The organism is Pseudomonas sp. 10-1B (genome assembly GCF_000935045.1).
Lineage (GTDB): Bacteria > Pseudomonadota > Gammaproteobacteria > Pseudomonadales > Pseudomonadaceae > Aquipseudomonas.
Map to the genome: position 1 here is coordinate 1 of NZ_JYKS01000022.1, position 19,494 is coordinate 19,494.

At 63.5% G+C, this 19,494-nt stretch carries 22 protein-coding genes; 18 read left to right on the top strand and 4 right to left on the bottom strand.

Translation table 11 applies throughout. From position 1 onward, the window contains the following. From TZ03_RS31990 to TZ03_RS13140, 16 genes are all read left to right on the top strand, one after another. Window positions 1-119, top strand: a 119-nt coding sequence (locus TZ03_RS31990; RefSeq protein ID WP_414860307.1) for a hypothetical protein, incomplete at its 5' end; no start/stop codon positions are given. A 226-nt stretch (window positions 120-345) separates the two neighbouring features. Further along, the gene (gene oscA / locus TZ03_RS13070) at window positions 346-528 is read left to right on the top strand and encodes a sulfur starvation response protein OscA (protein ID WP_016489716.1); all 183 of its coding nucleotides are present in this window, start codon (window positions 346-348) and stop codon (window positions 526-528) included. A gap of 48 nt (window positions 529-576) precedes the next feature. Next, entirely contained in the window at window positions 577-1,584 is a 1,008-nt protein-coding gene (locus tag TZ03_RS13075) for a sulfate ABC transporter substrate-binding protein (RefSeq protein ID WP_051098157.1), read from the top strand. 201 nt (window positions 1,585-1,785) lie between these two features. Then, window positions 1,786-2,604 carry a sulfate ABC transporter permease subunit CysT gene (gene cysT / locus TZ03_RS13080; protein WP_051098159.1) on the top strand — a complete coding sequence of 273 codons (819 nt, stop codon included), beginning with the start codon at window positions 1,786-1,788 and terminating at the stop codon, window positions 2,602-2,604. Window positions 2,605-2,615: 11 nt separating this feature from the next. After that, window positions 2,616-3,488, top strand: a complete 873-nt coding sequence (gene cysW, locus TZ03_RS13085; RefSeq protein ID WP_012312240.1) for a sulfate ABC transporter permease subunit CysW — start codon at window positions 2,616-2,618, stop codon at window positions 3,486-3,488. 3 nt (window positions 3,489-3,491) lie between these two features. Next, window positions 3,492-4,481 (top strand): sulfate/molybdate ABC transporter ATP-binding protein, encoded by a 990-nt coding sequence (locus tag TZ03_RS13090; protein ID WP_051098161.1) that lies wholly within the window; start codon window positions 3,492-3,494, stop codon window positions 4,479-4,481. A 400-nt stretch (window positions 4,482-4,881) separates the two neighbouring features. Beyond that, on the top strand, window positions 4,882-5,676 hold the full coding sequence (locus tag TZ03_RS13095) for an energy transducer TonB (protein WP_051098162.1): 795 nt from the start codon (window positions 4,882-4,884) through the stop codon (window positions 5,674-5,676). Window positions 5,677-5,706: 30 nt separating this feature from the next. Continuing rightward, on the top strand, window positions 5,707-6,426 hold the full coding sequence (locus tag TZ03_RS13100; RefSeq protein WP_051098164.1) for a MotA/TolQ/ExbB proton channel family protein: 720 nt from the start codon (window positions 5,707-5,709) through the stop codon (window positions 6,424-6,426). 1 nt (window position 6,427) lies between these two features. Beyond that, window positions 6,428-6,829 (top strand): ExbD/TolR family protein, encoded by a 402-nt coding sequence (locus TZ03_RS13105; protein WP_051098166.1) that lies wholly within the window; start codon window positions 6,428-6,430, stop codon window positions 6,827-6,829. Between the two features lie 297 nt (window positions 6,830-7,126). Next, window positions 7,127-7,708 carry an alpha/beta hydrolase gene (locus TZ03_RS13110; RefSeq protein ID WP_051098168.1) on the top strand — a complete coding sequence of 194 codons (582 nt, stop codon included), beginning with the start codon at window positions 7,127-7,129 and terminating at the stop codon, window positions 7,706-7,708. Between the two features lie 64 nt (window positions 7,709-7,772). Next, window positions 7,773-8,603, top strand: coding sequence for a sigma 54-interacting transcriptional regulator (locus TZ03_RS13115; protein WP_051098170.1), 831 nt, complete (start codon window positions 7,773-7,775; stop codon window positions 8,601-8,603). 175 nt (window positions 8,604-8,778) lie between these two features. Then, window positions 8,779-9,564 carry a MetQ/NlpA family ABC transporter substrate-binding protein gene (locus TZ03_RS13120; protein WP_051098171.1) on the top strand — a complete coding sequence of 262 codons (786 nt, stop codon included), beginning with the start codon at window positions 8,779-8,781 and terminating at the stop codon, window positions 9,562-9,564. Window positions 9,565-9,844: 280 nt separating this feature from the next. Next, the gene (locus TZ03_RS13125) at window positions 9,845-10,510 is read left to right on the top strand and encodes an amino acid ABC transporter permease (protein ID WP_051098174.1); all 666 of its coding nucleotides are present in this window, start codon (window positions 9,845-9,847) and stop codon (window positions 10,508-10,510) included. Then, complete coding sequence (locus tag TZ03_RS13130) at window positions 10,491-11,150, top strand: amino acid ABC transporter permease (protein WP_051098176.1); 660 nt, start codon at window positions 10,491-10,493, stop codon at window positions 11,148-11,150. Before TZ03_RS13125 ends, TZ03_RS13130 begins: the two co-directional genes overlap by 20 nt. After that, entirely contained in the window at window positions 11,147-11,920 is a 774-nt protein-coding gene (locus TZ03_RS13135; RefSeq protein ID WP_051098178.1) for an amino acid ABC transporter ATP-binding protein, read from the top strand. The genes TZ03_RS13130 and TZ03_RS13135 overlap by 4 nt, the downstream gene beginning before the upstream one ends. Continuing rightward, a complete protein-coding gene (locus tag TZ03_RS13140; protein WP_051098179.1) occupies window positions 11,917-12,789 on the top strand; it encodes a transporter substrate-binding domain-containing protein in 873 nt (290 codons plus the stop codon). The genes TZ03_RS13135 and TZ03_RS13140 overlap by 4 nt, the downstream gene beginning before the upstream one ends. A 167-nt stretch (window positions 12,790-12,956) precedes the next feature. Here the strand turns inward: TZ03_RS13140 and TZ03_RS13145 are convergent, their stop codons facing one another. Both TZ03_RS13145 and TZ03_RS13150 read right to left on the bottom strand, forming a co-directional pair. Continuing rightward, window positions 12,957-13,775: an alpha/beta fold hydrolase gene (locus tag TZ03_RS13145; protein ID WP_051098181.1), complete on the bottom strand. Its 819-nt coding sequence runs from the start codon at window positions 13,773-13,775 to the stop codon at window positions 12,957-12,959. Window positions 13,776-13,946: 171 nt separating this feature from the next. Then, entirely contained in the window at window positions 13,947-16,310 is a 2,364-nt protein-coding gene (locus TZ03_RS13150; protein ID WP_051098183.1) for a penicillin acylase family protein, read from the bottom strand. A gap of 86 nt (window positions 16,311-16,396) precedes the next feature. On the opposite strand from TZ03_RS13150, the gene TZ03_RS13155 reads away from it, so the two are divergent. Beyond that, complete coding sequence (locus TZ03_RS13155) at window positions 16,397-16,963, top strand: sugar O-acetyltransferase (protein ID WP_051098184.1); 567 nt, start codon at window positions 16,397-16,399, stop codon at window positions 16,961-16,963. Here the strand turns inward: TZ03_RS13155 and TZ03_RS13160 are convergent. Continuing rightward, complete coding sequence (locus TZ03_RS13160; RefSeq protein ID WP_051098186.1) at window positions 16,942-17,511, bottom strand: DUF6436 domain-containing protein; 570 nt, start codon at window positions 17,509-17,511, stop codon at window positions 16,942-16,944. The two genes, TZ03_RS13155 and TZ03_RS13160, sit on opposite strands and share 22 nt — an antisense overlap. 219 nt (window positions 17,512-17,730) lie before the next feature. Here TZ03_RS13160 and TZ03_RS13165 point away from each other — a divergent pair, with 219 nt between their 5' ends. Next, window positions 17,731-18,657, top strand: a complete 927-nt coding sequence (locus TZ03_RS13165) for an alpha/beta hydrolase (protein WP_051098253.1) — start codon at window positions 17,731-17,733, stop codon at window positions 18,655-18,657. Here the strand turns inward: TZ03_RS13165 and TZ03_RS13170 are convergent, their stop codons facing one another. Continuing rightward, on the bottom strand, window positions 18,658-19,410 hold the full coding sequence (locus tag TZ03_RS13170) for a DUF2059 domain-containing protein (protein ID WP_051098188.1): 753 nt from the start codon (window positions 19,408-19,410) through the stop codon (window positions 18,658-18,660). Between the last annotated feature and the right edge of the window lie 84 nt (window positions 19,411-19,494).

The window sequence follows — 19,494 nt, forward strand, 5'->3', positions numbered from 1 at the left end:
ACGCCATGATCGGCGGCATCATCAGTGCAACGCTGCTGACGCTGCTGTTCCTGCCGGCCTTGTATGTGGCCTGGTACAAGATCCGCGAGCCTGAAAACACGACTAAAACCCAACACTGAACACTGTAGGAGCGGGTTTACCCGCGAATGCAATGGTGGATCCACCATCGCATTCGCGGTTAAACCCGCTCCTACAAAGGCTTCATGCTGATTTGTATAAATGGTTATATAAACATTCTTAAACAGTATTTTTAAGAATAACTCCGCCTCACTACTATTGCCCTCAAGCCAGGCGCAATCCCCTTCAAAACCTCAGCCCGGCACCTTCACCCCAAGGAGAACGAGCATGAGTGCATCTCTGCGTAGCATCGACGGTCAGGACGAAGCCACCATTCTGCGTGAAATCCAGAGCGCCTTGCGCGACCTGCGGTTCGGTGCGGTGGAGATCACTGTGCATAACGCTCAGGTCGTGCAGATCGAGCGCAAGGAGAAGTTCCGCCTGCAACAGCCCGGCAACAAGTCCGGCTGATCGCGCCTTACATCCAAAACTAGAAAAATGCCAATCGGGAGCTTCACCATGTCCATCCGCCGTTATGCGCTCGCCGCCCTGGCCAGTGCTGTTTTTGCCGGTTCCGCCATCGCCAAGGACTACGAACTGCTGAACGTGTCCTACGACCCGACCCGTGAGCTGTACCAACAGTACAACGCCGAATTCATCAAGCACTGGCAGCAGTCCCACCCGGGCGACAAGGTGAAGATCCAGCAATCCCACGGTGGCTCGGGCAAGCAGGGCCGTGCGGTGATCGACGGCCTGCGCGCCGACGTGGTGACCCTGGCCCTGGCCGGTGACATCGATGAAATCGCCAAGCTCGGCAAGACCCTGCCCGAGGACTGGCAGCAGCGTCTGCCGGACGCCAGCACCCCGTACACCTCGACCATCGTGTTCCTGGTGCGCAAGGGCAACCCGAAAGGCATCCAGGACTGGGGCGACCTGATCAAGAAGGACGTGTCGGTCATCACCCCCAACCCGAAAACCTCCGGCGGCGCCCGCTGGAACTTCCTGGCGGCCTGGGCCTACGGCCTGAAGACCGGCGGTAGCGAAGAGAAGGCCAAGGAGTATGTGCAGGAGCTGTTCAAGCACGTACCGGTGCTGGATACCGGTGCCCGTGGCTCGACCATCACCTTCGTCAACAACGGCCAGGGCGACGTGTTGCTGGCCTGGGAAAACGAAGCCTTCCTGGCGTTGAAGGAAGACGGTGGTGCCGACAAGTTCGACATCGTCGTGCCGTCGCTGTCGATCCTGGCCGAGCCGCCAGTGGCAGTGGTGGACAAGAACGCCGAGAAGAAGGGCAATAGCGAGATTGCCACCGAATACCTCAAGCACCTGTACAGCCCGGCTGGGCAGAAGATTGCCGCCGAGAACTTCTACCGCCCGCGTGACGAGAAGGTTGCTGCCGAATTCGGCAAGCAATTCCCGAAATTGGACCTGGTAACCATCGACAAGGACTTCGGTGGCTGGAAGACTGCACAACCGAAATTCTTCAATGATGGCGGTGTGTTCGACCAGATCTATCAGGCACAGTAACCGCGGTCAGGGAAACGCGGGGCCGCGTTGCGGCACATCGCCGGCAAGCCAGCTCCCACAGGGATCGCGCAGCCTTCAGGCCTGTGGTAATCCTGTGGGAGCTGGCTTGCCGGCGATGGGCTGCAAAGCAGCCCCAGGATTTAGAAGCCTGTACCGGCCCGGGATCGATACTGGGCCAAGTGCATTCAACCAGGGATATTTATGTCACGTCGCATTTCCCCCGTCATACCCGGCTTCGGGCTGACGCTGGGCTACACCTTGGTGTACCTCAGCCTGATCGTGCTGATACCGCTGGCCGCCATGTTCGTGCATGCCGCGCAGCTTACCTGGGAGCAGTTCTGGAACATCATCAGTGCACCGCGGGTACTCGCCGCGCTCAAGCTGAGTTTCGGCACTGCCCTGTTCGCCGCCATCATCAATGGCGTGATCGGTACCCTGTTGGCCTGGGTGCTGGTGCGCTACACCTTCCCCGGGCGCAAGATCATCGACGCCATGATCGACCTGCCGTTCGCCCTGCCCACTGCCGTCGCCGGTATCGCCCTGACCGCCCTGTACGCCCCGGCTGGCTGGGTCGGCCAGTTCGCCACCGACCTGGGCTTCAAGATCGCCTACACCCCGCTGGGCATCACTTTGGCACTGACCTTCGTCACCTTGCCGTTCGTGGTGCGCACGGTGCAGCCAGTGCTGGCCGATATCCCCCGTGAGGTGGAAGAGGCTGCCGCCTGCCTGGGCGCCAAACCGCTGCAGGTGTTCCGCCATGTGCTGGCGCCGGCGCTGCTGCCTGCCTGGCTCACCGGTTTTGCCCTGGCCTTCGCCCGCGGCGTGGGCGAGTATGGTTCGGTGATCTTCATTGCCGGCAACATGCCGATGAAGACCGAGATCCTGCCGTTGCTGATCATGGTCAAGCTCGACCAGTACGACTACACCGGCGCGACCGCCATCGGCGTGCTGATGCTGGTGGTTTCCTTCATCCTGCTGCTGCTGATCAACCTGCTGCAGCGCCGCATCGAAACCCCTTGAAGGAGGCCGGCATGTCCAGTTCATCCCTGAGTGCAACCGCCGCCGCCAACGCCGCCCGCCGTGGCAGTGCCACATCGCGGCGCATTCTCATCGGCCTTGGCTGGCTGGTGTTCGCGCTGTTCCTGCTGCTGCCGCTGGTGATCGTGGTGTCGCAGGCGCTGAAGAACGGTTTCGGTACCTTCTTCGAGGCGATCTTCGAGCCCGATGCCCTGTCGGCACTGAAGCTGACCCTGCTCGCCGTGGTCATTTCGGTGCCGCTGAACCTGGTGTTCGGTGTCAGCGCCGCCTGGTGCGTGAGCAAGTACACCTTCCGTGGCAAGAGCATCCTGGTCACCCTGATCGACCTGCCGTTCTCGGTGTCGCCGGTGATCGCCGGCCTGGTCTACGTGCTGATGTTCGGTGCGCAAGGCCTGTTCGGGCCATGGCTGCAGGACCATGACATCCAGATCGTGTTCGCCCTGCCGGGCATCGTCCTGGCGACCATCTTCGTCACCGTGCCGTTCGTGGCCCGTGAGCTGATCCCGCTGATGCAGGAGCAGGGCACGCAAGAGGAGGAGGCCGCGCGCCTGCTCGGTGCCAATGGCTGGCAGATGTTCTGGCACGTGACCTTGCCGAACATCAAATGGGGCCTGATCTATGGCGTGGTGCTGTGTACTGCGCGGGCCATGGGCGAGTTTGGCGCGGTGTCGGTGGTGTCGGGCCACATTCGCGGCGTTACCAACACCTTGCCGCTGCACGTGGAGATCCTCTACAACGAGTACAACCATGTCGCGGCCTTCAGCGTGGCCAGCCTGCTGCTGATCCTGGCGCTCTTCATCCTGCTGCTCAAGCAGTGGAGCGAGAACCGTATTAACCGCCTGCGCCACAGCGCCGCGGAGGAATGATTCATGTCGATCGAAGTTCGTAACGTCAGCAAGCGCTTCAACAGCTTCCAGGCCCTGGACAACATCAACCTGGACATCAACAGCGGCGAGCTGGTGGCCTTGCTCGGCCCGTCCGGCTGCGGCAAGACCACTCTGCTGCGTATCATCGCCGGCCTGGAAACCCCGGACCAGGGCAATATCGTGTTCCATGGCGAAGACGTGTCTGGCCATGATGTGCGTGACCGTAACGTCGGTTTCGTGTTCCAGCACTACGCGCTGTTCCGCCACATGAGCGTGTTCGACAACGTCGCCTTCGGCCTGCGCATGAAGCCCAAGGGCGAGCGCCCGAGCGAGAGCAAGATCGCCGAGAAGGTGCATGAGCTGCTGAACATGGTACAGCTGGACTGGTTGTCCGACCGTTACCCCGAGCAGTTGTCTGGCGGCCAGCGCCAGCGTATCGCCCTGGCCCGTGCGCTGGCGGTGGAGCCCAAGGTGCTGTTACTGGACGAGCCGTTCGGTGCGTTGGATGCCAAGGTACGTAAAGAGCTGCGTCGCTGGCTGGCGCGGTTGCACGAGGACATCAACCTGACCTCGGTATTCGTCACCCACGACCAGGAAGAGGCCATGGAGGTGGCTGACCGCATCGTGGTGATGAACAAGGGTGTGATCGAGCAGATCGGCTCGCCGGGCGAGGTGTACGAACAGCCGGCCAATGATTTCGTCTATCACTTCCTCGGCGATTCCAACCGCCTGGCCTTGAGCGAAGGGCACCATGTGCTGTTCCGCCCACACGAGGTGTCGCTGTCGCGGCATGAGACCGAAGGCCACCATGCGGCTGAGGTGCGGGATATCCGCCCGTTGGGGGCTACCACGCGGGTGACCTTGAAGGTGGAAGGGCAGAGCGAGCTGATCGAGGCCGAGGTGGTCAAGGACCATGACAGCCTGAGCGGGTTGGCGCGCGGGGAGACGTTGTTCTTCCGGCCTAAGGTTTGGCAGAAGGTGGCGGATATCTGAGTCGCCTTCGATGACGAAAAGCCCGGGGTTGGTCCCGGGCTTTTTTATGCCTGGGAGGTTGCCGGGGCTGCTTTGCAGCCCATCGCGACACAAGGCCGCTCCCACATGGATCGCATCGACTACGAGCCATGTGCAGTATCTGTGGGAGCTGGCTTGCCGGCGATCGAGGGCGCAGCCCTCGCGGCAATCTGATGCCTTACGCGAATATTTTGCATGCCCGCAATGCATCGCGTGGCTACGCTCCGGTCAGACCCCGCGAAATCCGTGGCCTTGGCGAAACCCATCAAAACATATATTCAGTTACGTTCTAACCATAATTTTAAACATTACTTTTAGAGATAAGCCTCTGGCCCCGATGATTCAGCCACACACCTGAATCGAGACCCCAGGAGTTTGATCAATGGGTAATGTCCAGTCGGCCGTCAGGGCCTACGACCAGCCATGGCGTCCAGCCCCGGGCGACCTGGTCGAGCTTGGACGCACGCTTCGCCTCCCGCTTGGCCAACTGCGCCTGCAACGCACACCCGTCAGCGGGCTCAAGCGCCGCGACAAGCTGGCGCTAGGCCTGCTGGTGCTGGCGTTGCACGGTGCCGCAGCTTACTGGGTCAGCCAGGCGCCGATGCCCGAGCTGCCGGTGGTGCCGCCGCAAGTTCCGCCCATGACCATCGAGTTCGCCGCGCCGGCACCGCCTGTGGTCGAGCCACCGCCACCAGCTCCTGCGCCGCCCGTGGTCGAGCCACCACCACCGGTAGTCGACGAACTGGCCGCCAAGCCCAAACCCAAGCCAAAACCTGTGCCCAAACCGGTGGTCAAGCAAGCGCCCAAACCACAGCCCAAGCCGGTCGAGGCACCGCCGCCAGCCCCTGTGGCTGCCCCGGCACCCCCTGCGCCAGCCCCCCCTGCACCGGCCCCGGTAACGCCGGCATCGGCCAACGCTGCGTACTTGAAGAACCCGGCCCCGGAATACCCGCAGATGGCCCAGCGGCGTGGCTGGGAAGGCACTGTGCTGCTGCGCGTCGAGGTGTTGCCCAGTGGCAAGCCGGGGCAGATCCAGGTGCAGAAGAGCAGTGGCCGCGATGCCCTCGATGCCGCCGCGCTGGCCGCGGTCAAGCGCTGGAGCTTCGTGCCTGCCAAGCAGGGCGATGTGGCCCAGACCGGCTGGGTCAGCGTGCCGATCGATTTCAAGCTTCGATAACCATTTCGCAGAACACAGGAAGACATCATCATGAGCCTGCTGGCATCCCCCCTCGAATCCGTTGAAAGCGCAGTCATCTGGCTGTTGGTCGGTTTTTCTGTCGTTACCTGGGGCCTGGCCCTGGTCAAGGTCGTGCAGTTCGTGCGGCTGAAGAACCAGGACAAGCGCTTCCACCAGCAGTTCTGGGCCGCCTCGAGCCTGGACTCGGCTGCCGAGCCCAGCCATGAACTGCCTGGCCCGGCGGCCCGCGTTGCCCAAGCTGGTTACGCAGCCATCGCTGTCGGTGACAACCAGGCCAATGACTTGAGCCATGCCATCAACCACCAGGACCGCCTGGAGCGTGCCCTGCGCCAGCAGATCGTGCGTGAACGCCGCTCGCTGGAAACTGGCCTGGCGGTGGTCGCCAGTATTGGCAGCACCTCGCCCTTCATCGGCCTGTTCGGCACCGTGTGGGGCATCATGGAAGCGCTCAAGGGTATCAGTGCAGCCGGCTCCGCCAGCCTGGAAACTGTGGCCGGGCCAATCGGTGCGGCGCTGGTGGCCACCGGCGTGGGTATCGCCGTCGCGGTGCCGGCGGTGCTGGTCTACAACTATTTCCTGCGCCGCCTCAAGCTCACCGCCGCCGACCTCGATGACTTCGCCCACGACTTCTACAGCCTGGCGCAGAAGAGTGCCTTCCGCGTGCTGGTGCACCCTGCCGTGCACAAGCCCCAGGCCGGTTTCACCCAGCCGGTGAAGGAGGCGTCCTGATATGGCCTTTTCGACCCAGGACAGCGACGAAGTCCTCAGTGAAATCAACGTCACGCCCCTGGTGGACGTCATGCTGGTGCTGCTGGTGGTGTTCATCGTCACCGCACCGCTGCTGACCAACGCCATTCCCATCAACCTGCCCAAGACCGAGGCCGTGGCCCCGGTAGAGCAGAAGGACCCGCTGGTGGTCAGTATCGACGGGGACGGCAAGCTGTTCATCAACAAGGACGAGATTCAGCCCGACCTGCTGGAGACCAATCTCAAGGCGGCCAAGGACAAGGATGCGGATGTGCGCGTGCAACTGCAGGCCGACGACGGCGTGAACTACGGCGAAGTGGCGCGGGCCATGGCCGCCATCGAACGTGCGGGGATCAGCAAGCTGGCGGTGATTACCGCGCGCTGAACCCCCGGTAACCCTCTTCAGGCAAGTGACTTACGCAGATGCGTTGGGGCCACATCTCTTGGCAGGGGTTGGCCTTTTTTTTTGCCTGCGCGATCCCTGTGGGAGCGGGCGCGCCCGCGAACACCGGCAGAGCCGGTACCATCCACCGCGTCGCATGTTTCGCGGGCTCGCCCGCTCCCACAGGGATTGTGTCGAAAGGTAAATTTGGTTATTAATAAATAGCTTCTTATTCCTTTACGAATATAACTCCCTCCCTATACTGGTCTTCAAGCACGCAAACTTACTGGAGGCGTCCCCATGCGCAATGAGTCTATTCGTTACCTGATTGTGCCGGGCTGGCAAGGATCGCCAGACAACCATTGGCAAAGTCACTGGCAGCGCAGCCTGCCCAACAGTGCGCGGGTCGAGCAGCACGACTGGCTGACCCCGCAACGCCAGGACTGGGTGCTGGCGCTGGAGCAGGCGGTTGCCGCCGAGCGTTCGCCGGTGATTCTGATCGCCCACAGCCTGGGCTGCATCACCGTCGCCCATTGGGCCGCGCAGGCCAGCCCGGCCTTGCTGCGGCAGGTGCGTGGTGCACTGCTGGTGGCACCGGCCGACGTCGAGCGGCCCACTTGCGCGCCGGCCCTACGTAACTTTGCGCCTATCCCGACCGACACATTGCCGTTCCCCAGCCAGGTGGTCAGCTCGGACAACGACCCGGCCGTGAGCGTGCCGCGGGCGCTGTACCTGGCCCAGGTGTGGGGCGCCGAAGCAGGGCTGCTGAGCAACGCCGGGCACATCAACGTCAAGTCCGGCCATGAGCGCTGGGAACAAGGCTTCGCCTACTTGTATCGCTTGCAGAGCCGGGTCGAGCAGCGCGCATTGCGCCGCGCCTGACTGCCCTTACTGTTTACCGTTTGCCTGACGCCCGGCCAATGGAGGCCTGGGGCGGGAGTTCGTCATGACTTTTCAAAACCCGTTTGGCCAGCCGCTGCTGACCTTCCCCGAGCTGGACAAGAGCCCGCTGAGCATCCGTGCCAAGGCGCTGGTGTTCATCGACCCGCGTTCGCAGCAACTGCGCGAAGAGCTGGAGCGCCTGGCGCCGCAACCCTTGCCGGTGCTGATCCGGGGCGAGACCGGCACCGGCAAGGAGCTGCTGGCCCGGCAGATCCATCGTGCCAGTGACCGCGGTGGGCTGTTCGTCTCAGTCAACTGCGCGGCCATCAGCCCCACTTACGCCGATGCCGAGCTGTTCGGCTACAGTGCCGGCAGCCATGGCGGCACGGCCAGCAGCCGCGCCGGCTGGTTCGGCTCGGCCAACGGCGGCACGCTGTACCTGGACGAGATCGCCGACTTGCCGCTGGCCATCCAGGGCAAGCTGCTGGCAGCCCTGGAAAACCGCGAGGTCACCCGGGTGGGCGCGCAGCAGCCGCAGCCGGTGGATGTGCGCCTGGTGGCCGCAACCAGCATCGACCTGGCGCGGGTGGTGCGCGCCGGGCGCTTCAATGAGCGCCTGTACCAGTACCTGCGCGAGGGTGCACTGGAGCTGCCGCCACTGCGCGAGCGGCCGGGCGATATCCTGCCGCTGGCGGAGTACTTCGTGGGCATCTACAGCGCGCGCCTGCAGCGGCCTGTGCCGCTGGTGAGCGAGGCGGCGCAGCAGGTGCTGGAGGCCCATCCCTGGACCGGCAACACCCGCGAACTGGAGAACGTCATTCACTTCGCCTTGTTGGTGAATGACGGCGCGGAGATCCTGCCAGAGGATCTCGACCTGCCCAACCCCGCGCGCTAGACATCGCTCATAAGCAAAGTGGCTGATGGCAGTTTGTTTTTGGAATAAGCAACTGAATAAAAGATATTGTTACGGAATAAAAAATCTAGGTATTGTCCGCTTCACGCCCACTGGTGAAGCGGTTGGGCACCCGATTCGCCATCGCCGATGGCTCAGATTCAGAACAAGGACCACCATGAAGAAGACCCTGCTGACCACTGCCCTGGCTGCTGCCCTGTCGTTCTCCGGCCTGGCCGCCGCCGCCGAGAAACTGGTGGTTGCCGCTACCCCGGTACCGCACGCCGAAATCCTCGAGCTGATCAAGCCGACCCTGGCCAAGGAAGGTGTCGACCTGCAGATCAAGGTCTTCACCGACTACGTGCAGCCAAACGTGCAGGTTGACCAGAAGCGCCTGGACGCCAACTACTTCCAGACCCTGCCTTACCTGCAAAACTTCAACGAAGGCAAAGGTACCCACCTGGAAACCGTGATCGGCGTACACGTCGAGCCCTTCGGTGGTTACTCGAACAAGGTCAAGGCCCTGGGCGAGCTGAAAGAAGGCGCCACCGTTGCCATCCCTAACGAAGGCAGCAACAGCGGCCGCGCCCTGCTGCTGCTGCAGAAGGCTGGCCTGATCACCCTGAAGGACCCGAAGAACGCCCTGGCCACCCCCAAGGACATTGCCGAGAACCCGAAGAAGCTGAAGTTCCGCGAGCTTGAATCGGCCATGTTGCCGCGTGTGCTGGACCAGGTCGACCTGGACATGATCAACACCAACTATGCCCTGGAAGCCGGCCTCAACCCGGCCAAGGATGCGCTGGTGATCGAAGGCAGCGATTCGCCATACGTGAACTTCCTGGTCGCCCGCCCGGACAACAAGGACAGCGAAGCCATCCAGAAACTGGCCAAGGCCCTGACCAGCCCGGAAGTGAAGGAATTCATCGCCAAGAAGTACCAAGGTGCGGTGCTGCCGGCGTTCTGATGCGCTTGCAGTGATGGAAAAAACGCCGACGCATATGTGTCGGCGTTTTTGTTTCTGGGGCCGCTCTGCGGCCCAATCGCGACGCAAGGCCGCTCCCACAGTCGACCCATGTGGGAGCGGCCTTGCGTCGCGATTGGGCTGCAGAGCAGCCCCAGAATGGCCGGCCCACCAGCGACTTCTTGGTGATATGAATATGCAATAAAGGTATTTATTAAAAAGTTTTTAGATCATTACAGTCTAGCTATCGTGCCGCTGCGCACCCTGCAGACCTGCTTTACCCATGACCCTCGACACCGCATTCATCCTCAGCACCCTGCCGGCCTTCCTCAAGGCCGTGGGCGTGACCCTGCAGGTCGGCCTGATCGCCATCGCTACCTCGTTGTTGGTCGCCCTGGTCAACACCACACTGCTGGTCCTGCGCACCCCCTACCTGTGGCGGCTGGTCAAGGCCTACGTGGAACTGGCGCGCAACACCCCGCTACTGATCCAGCTGTTCTTCGTCTATTTCGCCTTGCCCAGCCTGGGCCTGAAGATTTCCGGTTTTGCCGCAGCGATCATCACCATGACTTTCATGGGCGGCGCCTACCTCACCGAAGTGCTGCGTGCCGGAGTCGAGGCCGTGCCCCGTGCCCAGCTGGAGTCCGGGCGCTCCATCGGCCTGTCCGAGGGCCAGTTGCTGCGCCATGTGCTGCTGCCCCAGGCCGGTATCCTCAGCCTGCCGGCGCTGTTCGCCAACTTCATCTTCCTGCTCAAGGAAACCACCGTGGTGTCGGCGGTGGCGGTGCCAGAGATCCTCTACACAACCAAGAACTACATCGCGCTGTATTACAAGACCTATGAAATGCTCACCGTGCTGACCCTGCTCTGCGTGCTGTTGTTCCTGCCGTTGTCGTTGCTGTTGCGCTATGTGGAAAGGAGGCTGCAACATGGCCAGTTCGGCGTCTGAACTGTTGCTGCAGGCGCTGCCGCAGCTGGCCGGCGGCGCAGCGCAGACCTTGGCCATCTCGGCGCTGGGCATCCTCTTCGCGACGCTGGGTGGTGTGCTCTATGGCGTGCTGGCGACCTTGGGCAACCGTGCCTTGAACATCGTCTTGCAGGTGTACCTCGAATTGTTTCGCGCCATTCCGGTGCTGGTCTGGCTGTACCTGGTGTTCTTCGGCCTGCCGATTTTCTTCGCCGTGAGCATCCCCAGCTTCTGGTGCGCGGTGCTGGTGCTGGGCCTGTGGGGCGCCAGCGAGGTAGGCGAGGTGGTGCGTGGCGCGCTGGGTTCGCTGCCGCGTGGCCAGCGCGAGGCCGGGCTGTCGATCGGCCTGGCCGGCTGGCAGCTGTATGGCTACGTGCTGCTGCCGCAGGCGCTCAAGCGCATGACCCCACCGACCATCAACATCTATACGCGGATCGTCAAGACCAGCTCGCTGGCCGTGCTGATCGGCGTGGTCGAGGTGATCAAGGCCGGCCAGCAGATCATCGAACGCACCTACGAATCGGTGCTGATCTACGGCGCCTTGTTCCTGTTCTTCTTCATCGTCTGTTATCCGCTGTCCGCCGCTTCGCGCGTGCTGGAACGCCGCTGGGCCCACTCATGAGCGCATTGATCGAATTCCAGGGTTTCAACAAGTTCTTCGGCGAGCACCAGGTGCTCAAGGACGTCGACCTGCAGGTAGCGGCCGGCGAAGTGGTGGTGATCCTCGGCCCCAGCGGCTGTGGCAAAAGCACCTTGCTGCGCTGCCTCAACGGCCTGGAGCAGGCCCACAGCGGCCATCTGCGCCTGGCCGGGCAAGAGCTGATCGACTCGCGCACCGACTGGCGCGCCATCCGTCAGCGGGTCGGCATGGTGTTTCAGAGCTACCACCTGTTCGGCCACATGAGCGTGATTGACAACCTGCTGCTGGGCCCGCTGAAAGTGCAAAAGCGCGAGCGGGCCGAAGCGCAGGCCCAGGCCGAGGCGCTGCTGGCGCGGGTCGGCCTGCTGGACAAGCGCGACGCCTTCCCCCGGCAGTTGTCCGGCGGCCAGCAGCAGCGCATCGCCATCGTGCGTTCGCTGTGCATGAACCCCGAGGTGATGCTGTTCGACGAGGTTACCGCGGCCCTCGACCCAGAGATGGTCAAGGAGGTGCTGCAGGTGATCCAGGGCTTGGCCCGCGACGGCATGACCTTGCTCATCGTTACCCACGAAATGGCCTTCGCTCGCGCGGTGGCCGACCGCATCGTGTTCATGGAGGCCGGCAGGATCCTTGAACAGGGCGACCCCGAGAGCTTCTTCACCCGACCGCGAACCGCACGTGCGCAGCAGTTCCTGGAGAAATTCTCCTTCGTAGAAAGCCTGCCGAAGACACTGCACAAGGAACTGTCATGAAAACTGCCAACCTCACCAAACTGCTGGCGCCGCTGTTCGGCCTGGCCCTGCTGGCCGGCTGCAACAAGGCCGAAGAGCCACCCAAGCCCGCGGCGGCATCGCCGGCAACCAGCTACCTGGAAACCATCAAGGCCCGCGACAAACTGATTGTCGGCGTGTTCACCGACAAGCCTCCGTTTGGCTTCGTCGATGAACAGGGCCGCTATGTGGGCTTTGATACCGATATTGGCCGGCGCCTGGCCAAGGATCTGCTGGGCGATGAAAACAAGGTCGAGTTCGTTGCCGTGGAGCCGGCCAGCCGTATTCCGTTCCTGCAGAGCGACAAGGTCGACCTGATCCTCGCCAACATGACCGTGACCCCGGAGCGCAAGGAAGCGGTGGACTTCACCAACCCCAACCTGCGGGTTGCCGTACAGGCCATCGTCGCCGACGGCAGCCCAGTGCAGAAGCTGGATGACCTGGCCGACAAGACCATCATCGTTACCACCGGCACCACTGCCGATATCTGGCTGACCAAGAACCATCCGGAATGGAAGCTGCTCAAGTTCGAGAAGAACAGTGAGTCGCTGCAGGCCCTGGCCACCGGGCGTGGCGATGCTTATGCCCAGGACAACCTGATTTTGTTCAGCTGGGCCAAGCAGAACCCGGGCTACCGCGTGCTGCCAGAGCTGCTGGGTGACGAAGCACCTATTGCGCCGGCGGTGAAGAAGGGCAATACCGAGCTGCGTGACTGGGTGAATGCCGAGCTGGCCAAGCTGGGCGAAGAGAAGTTCTTGCTGAAGCTGTATGACCAGTATGTGCGCAAGGAACTGAGTGACGACACCAAGCCGGAGAGCGTGATCGTCGAAGGCGGCAAGTGGCAGGGGTGACCGGTTTAAGGGGCCGCTCTGCGGCCCATCGCCGGCAAGCCAGCTCCCACAGGTACTGCATAGGGCTTTAGGCTGCTGCAGTTAGGTACTGCAAAGAGCTTGGGGCCTATGCGGTCGAGGTGGGAGCTGGCTTGCCGGCGATGGGCTGCGCAGCAGCCCCGGGGATCTCACTGATAACGCGGTAGCCAGTTCAGCAAGAATTCATTCACCACCTTCGGGTTCTCCAGGCAGGAAATATGCCCCGCCAGCGGAATCTGCGCGGCCAGGCAATTGATCAACTGCGCCATCTCGTTGGACTCTGCCGGCGGCCGAGGGATGTCCTTGTCGCCGCACAGCACGATGGTACGCTCGCCAGGCAAGCCCGCCAGCCTGTCCAGCAGGTCGGGCCGGCCGAAGATGATGCGGCCCATGGGGGCCAGGCTGTCGCGGATGGTTTCAGCGCTGGTAGCCTTCAGCGCCGCACGAAACTGCTCACGGATCTCCGGCACCGTCTGGCCATCGGCATGGAAGAATATCGGCACGATGATATCGAGCAAGGCATCGCTGAACTCCCCGGCGGCGCTTGCAGCGTCCAGCAGGGCGAAATACTTCAGCCGCGTGGCTTCAGGTTCGGCGCCGAGGTAGGTGTCCATCAGTACCAGGCGGTCGATACGATCGGGGTGCTCACTGGCCAGTGGGGCGCCCCACATGCCGCCTACCGATAAACCGACCAGGTGGCATTTGGCGATGTCCAGCTTGTCGAGCAAGGCCAGGTGCTGGCGAACCAGGTCAGCCATGTTCCTGGTAGTGGCGGGCGGGGCGTCGGAATCACCATGGCCCCATAGCTCGGGCACGATGACGCGGAAGTGTTGCGACAGGGCTTCGACCTGCGGCTGCCACATGTCGGCGGACCACAGGTAGCTGTGGCCGAACAGGACCGGGAAGCCTTGGCCCTGGTCGATGTAGCTCATGCGCGCGCCGTCGATTTCGATGAAGTTTCTTTGCATTGAATGAGGGCCTCGTTTGGGAATGGTTTAGGGTGTTCGTAATTGTCGGGGCCGCTTTGCGGCCCATCGCGACACAAGGCCGCTCCCACAGGTATAGGGGGCGCCCGAAACCTGCACAGCACCTGTGGGAGCGGCCTTGCGTCGCGATGGGCTGCGCAGCAGCCCCCTCGGTCATTCGCCTGGCACCAGTCGCAAGGTGCTTTGCGCCGGAATCACCCCCATCTGCGCCTTCTGGTACTGCCCCTGCACATACCCCTCGGCCTGGTCCGAGTAATGCCGGTCAAACGGCACGCCACTCTGCCCGACCGGGTTGCTGGTCAGCGCCTGCCCGGCATCGGCAAAGTCGATCAGCCGCCGTGTCGATGGCCCATAGCTCACTGGCCACGGCGCAGGGCCGATCTTCGCCGAGAGGTTGTTCGGTACTTCATGAGTACCGGGTGCGGCGAACGGGCCAACGTTGAACAGCAGGTTCAGCGGCTTTTTCACCCCCAGCGGATGGTTGTGGGTGAGGGTATGAGCCTTGCCCCACTGCCAACTGGCCGGGTCGCTGCCCAAGGTATCGCGCAGGTGCTTCAGGCTGTTCTGCCAGGCACTGCGCACGACGGCGGTACGGTCGGTACGCTGGCTGGCACCACGGGTGTTCCACCAGGGTGCTTCGGCATCCGCCGCCAGGCGCGGCAGGGCGGCGTCGATGGCGCGGGTGCTGATCAACACCGGGAACCAGGTATCGCCCAGTTCGTCATGCAGCGCCGCGAACGCCAGGTCGTAGAGGAACTGGTTGAACAGCGTGGCGTTGATCGAGTCCAGCGGGTAGTCGCCAACCCAGGCCGCCAGCTGTTCGACCAGTTCCTTCTCTTCGTCACCCTCGGCCACAGTGCGCAGGGTTGCCAGCAGCGGTGCAAGGGTACGCGGGCCATAATCGCTGGCAGTGTCCAGCTGCAGCGCCTGGCTGTTGTGGATGTCCCATTTCACCTCGGGGTTGGCCAGATGGCGGTCGAGCTGGCGGCCCCGGTCGGGCAGGTTGTAGTAACCCGGTATCGGCACCACCGCCGGTGGCTGGTAGTTGGCCGAGACGATGTAGCCGCGCGCCGGGTTCTCCTGCTGTGGGTTGACGCTGAACGGGTAGAAACCGAGCTTGTCGGCCTGCGCGCTGGCACCATCGAGGATGAACGCCGGGTCGACGCCGTCGGGGCGGATCGGCAACTGCGCCGCCGCCCACCAGCCGATATCGCCACGGGCATTGGCCCAGACAAAGTTCAGCCCCGGCGCGTGGACTTTGGCAGTGGCCTCGCGCATCTTGTCCAGGGTGTCGGCGCGGTTGAGCTGGTAGAAACCGTCGAGGATCGGGTTTTCGGTTTCCAGGAAGGCCCACCACATGGCAATGGGCGTGGGGCCGGCCGTGGCGCCCAGCACGTCGTTGACGATCGGGCCATGGGGCGAGCGGCGGAGGCTGATGGTGACCGGCGCTTGGCCTTTTACCGCAATCTGTTGCTCGGACTTTTCCAGCGCCTGCCACTTGCCATCGACCATGACCTGATTGGTGTCGGCCGGGTTGCTGCGTTCGGCGATCAGGTCGACATCGTCATTCTGGAACATGGTCAGGCTCCAGCCGAAGTCGCGGTTGTGGCCGAGCAGGGCAAACGGGTTGAGCGCCTGGAAGTAGCCATACAGGTTGAAGCCGGGCGCCGACAGCTCGGCCTCGTACCACACTGCCGGCACCGCGAAGCTGATGTGTGGGTCGCCGGCCAGCAGCGGCTTGCCACTGCGGGTGTGGCTACCCGCTATCGCCCAGGCGTTGCTGCCCTCGAACTGGGGGATGCCGGCGTCGCCCAGCGCCTCATTGCTGAGACGGGCGAGGGCCTCCAGGCTGTGCCAGTCGGCAGCGGCCAGTGGTGTGCCCAGCGCGCCTTCGGGTTGCCAGCCCAGGTCGAAGATGTTCAGGTAGTCAGGGCCCAGTTGGTCGCGGATATAGGTCAGTGCGGGCTCGGTGCGGAACGCGGCGGCGAAACTGTAGGCCAGGTAGCCGGCGATGCTCAGGGTGTCTTCGGCGGTGAACGGGCGCGGGGTGATGCCGAGCAGGTCGAATTCCACGGGCTTGGGGTGGCTGGCCTGCCAAGTGTTGACCCCTTCGAGATAGGCTTGCAGGGCCTGCCAAGCCGGCGACTGCGGGTCCTGACGCTTGGCCATCAGCGCGGCCTGCTCGCGTATGCGCAGGCTGCGGAACAGGGTGTCGGTAGGCAGCAGCTTGTCGCCCAGCACCTCGGCCAGCTCACCACGGGCCAGGCGCCGCAGGATCTCCATCTGGAACAATCGGTCTTGAGCATGCACGTAGCCCAGGGCGCGATACAGGTCCGGCTCGCTCTGCGCCTGCAGGTGCGGCACGCCGCGGGCGTCGTAGCGCACGCTGACCGGCGCCTGCAGACCAGCGATGGCCACCTCGCCCTCGCGTTGCGGCAGCTTGTCCTGTACGTACCAGTATCCGCCGCCGGCGGCCACGGCAATGACCACGGCCAGCAGGGTCAGGCTGCGCTTCATGCAGGCTCCTTGTGCGTTCAAGCAGAAAATGTGGTCCGATCATCGGCGGATTCGCGAACAGAGCATAGCCCCAGGAAGGAGTTTCCATGTCCCTCAGCGAAAAACAGAAAATGCTTACCGGCCAGCTCTATCACGCTGGCTGCCCCGAGCTGCAGGCCGAGCAGATCGCCAACAAGCACTGGATGCACCGTTACAATAGCAGTGTCGAATTGCTCAACGAGGCACGTCATGGGTTGCTGGTGGAGCACTTTGCCCAGGTTGGCGAAGGCGCGGTGATCCGCCCGCCGTTCTATTGCGACTATGGCTACAACATCAGTGTCGGCCGTAATACCTTCATGAACTTCAACTGCGTGATTCTTGACGTGGCGCCGGTGCGCATCGGCGACGACTGCCAGATCGGCCCCAACGTGCAGATCTACGCCGCCGACCATCCACTCGACCCGGATGTGCGGCGCAGCGGGCTGGAGAGCGGGCGGCCGGTGACTATCGGCAACAATGTGTGGATCGGCGGTGCGGCGATCATCCTGCCGGGGGTGACCATTGGCGACAACGCCGTGGTGGGTGCCGGTAGTGTGGTCACCCGTGACGTGCCGGCGGGGGCGACAGTGGTAGGTAACCCGGCGCGGGTGCGTCAGCCGGCCCAGGGGCAGTAGCAGCCTACCGCCAGGGTATTGGAGGCGCTGACCTGGCGGCCGCCGAGCAGCGCCTTGAGGATCGGCTCGATGAAGCTGTTGCTGGCGTTGCACACTGCACCTTCGCTGTAGGGGCCGAAATAAGCCAGGTGGCCTTGACGGTCCCAGATGGCCACGGCCGGGGAGGCAGGCAGGTGTTCGCTGCCGGGCAGGCTGGCGAGTGGCTCGAGGACGGTGAGGTTGGCCGGTAGCTGGCCGTGGCTACCGGGCTTCTGCAGCACGTGGAAGGTCACGCCCTGGCCTGCGAACTGGCTGACCAGGTCGCCCAGGTGTTGCTGGTTGCCGACGTTGCACGGGCAGGCCGGGTCCCAGAAGTGCACCACGCGGATCGGGCCGGGGCCGGCCAGCTCGGTGGGTAGCTGCAGTTGGCTGCCGTCGAACAGCGTGGCCTGGTTGTCGAACGGGCGCAGGTAGCGGGCCTGGAAGGTGGTGTAGGCCTGCCAGAGCAAAGCGGCACAGAGCAGTAGGGCGAGGATGATCAGGGCAGGTTTGGCGAGGCGGGTCTGCATGGATATCTGCTGGTATTTTTGTGGTGGGTTCATTGGCCCTATCGCCGGCAAGCCAGCTCCCACAGGTACACCACAGTTCTTGAGGGCGGTGATCTTCCTGTGGGAGCTGGCTTGCCGGCGATAGGGCCAGTACAGGTGATAGATGGGCCAAGCTTGCCACGACGCCAGCCAGAGCTGAATATCCCAGATCAATACTTGCTCCACATGTGGATGTACCTGATGCCCGCTGCCTTTCACCCCGACCTCCTGCGCACCAGCCTGGCGCCGTTCACCGCCCGCCAACCGCTGTCGGCCCAGGCGCAGGATTACCAGCGCTTCTATGGCCTGGACCTGTCAGCCCACAGCTGGCTGGGCGGCTTCCAGGCCGCAGACTTCGAGCTGGTCGGGCAGGCCTGGTTACCCGAGCAGCCCAGCGCGACGCTGTTCCTGCTGCACGGTTATTACGACCACATGGGCCTTTATCGGCACGTGATCGCGTGGGCGCTCGAGCAGGGCTTCGCCGTGATCAGCTGCGACTTGCCCGGCCATGGCCTGTCCAGTGGCGAGCGGGCCAGCATCAGTGACTTCGCGGTGTACCAGCAAGTGCTGGAGGCCTTGTTCGAACAGGCGCGCACGCTGCAACTGCCGCGCCCCTGGCACCTGTGCGGGCAGAGCACCGGTGGCGCCATTGCCGTGGACCACCTGCTGTACCAGGGCGCGCGCAGCCCCATCGATGGCCAGGTCATTTTGTTGGCACCGCTGGTGCGGCCCTGTTCCTGGCGCTGGTCGAAGCTCAGTTATCGGGTGTTGCGCCATTTCGTCAATGGGATCGAGCGGCGCTTCAGCGAGAACACCAATGACCCGGCCTTCCTGCCATTTCTCGAAGCCGACCCGCTGCAGCCGCGCCGCCTGCCAACCGCCTGGGTGGGCGCACTGATCGCCTGGGTCAAACGCATCGAGGCCGCGCCGCGCAGTACGCGGCGGCCATTGATCGTGCAGGGGGAGGCGGATGCCACGGTGGACTGGCCCTACAACCTCGAAGTGCTCAAGGCCAAGTTCGCCGAGCCGCAGATTCTGCTGCTGCCCGAGGCCCGTCACCACCTGGCCAACGAGCTGCCAGGCATTCGCCAGCGCTACTTCGACTTCATCGACCAGCGCCTGGGCTGATCACTTCAGGTCATCGGTGCTCTGGCCAACCGCCAGGCCCGCGCGAACGGCGGCCAGCGCGGCCTGGTAGTACGCCTTGCCTTCTGGTGACTCGGCAAAGGTGGCGAACTGCTCCAGCTCGGCATCGGACAGGTCGCTGTAGACGTACAGCAGCGTGTTGTTCAGGTCTTCGCCGATCTGGTTCATCAGCCGCTGGCGCTGGCCATCGAGCAGGCCCTGGGCCTGGCCGCCGCCGAACAGGCCGGGGATCATCGAGCTGAGGCTGTCTGCCGCCACCCCGGCGATGGCCAGGCTGACTTCGGCACCGGCCTCGCGTGCCGGCAGAGCCTGGGCCAGGTGGCCGATGATCAGCAACCGGTCGTCGCTGGCCTGGATCTTGGGCAGGCCCTTGGCATGCTTGGCCAACTGGTCCTTGCGCGTGGCCTTGAGTTCGGCCGCCACCACCTTGCGCCCCAGTGGCGACTGGAAGAAGGCCAGGGCCGGCGCCGGGTTGGCCAGGGTGGCGCGCAGTTGTGCCTGGGCGCGACGGTCCACCGCCTGGGCCTGGAAACGCTGGTTGCTGTTGTTGACCAGCGCCTGGTACACGGCGGGTGGCAAACTGTTGCGATAGCGCTCCTGGGCGGCGGTCAGGGCATCGTTGAAATGGGCGCGCTGGTCGGGCCAGCCGGCGGCCTTGTACAGTTGATCCAGGTTGTCTGCCCAGACAGGCATGGTGCAGATCATCAGCAGAATCAGGGAAAACAGACGGCGCATTCAGGACTCCTGTCGGCAGGTGGCTATTGTCCTTGGCCCGGCGCCGGTTTGTCGAGATACCCGCGTGCTTCTCGGCCAAGTGGC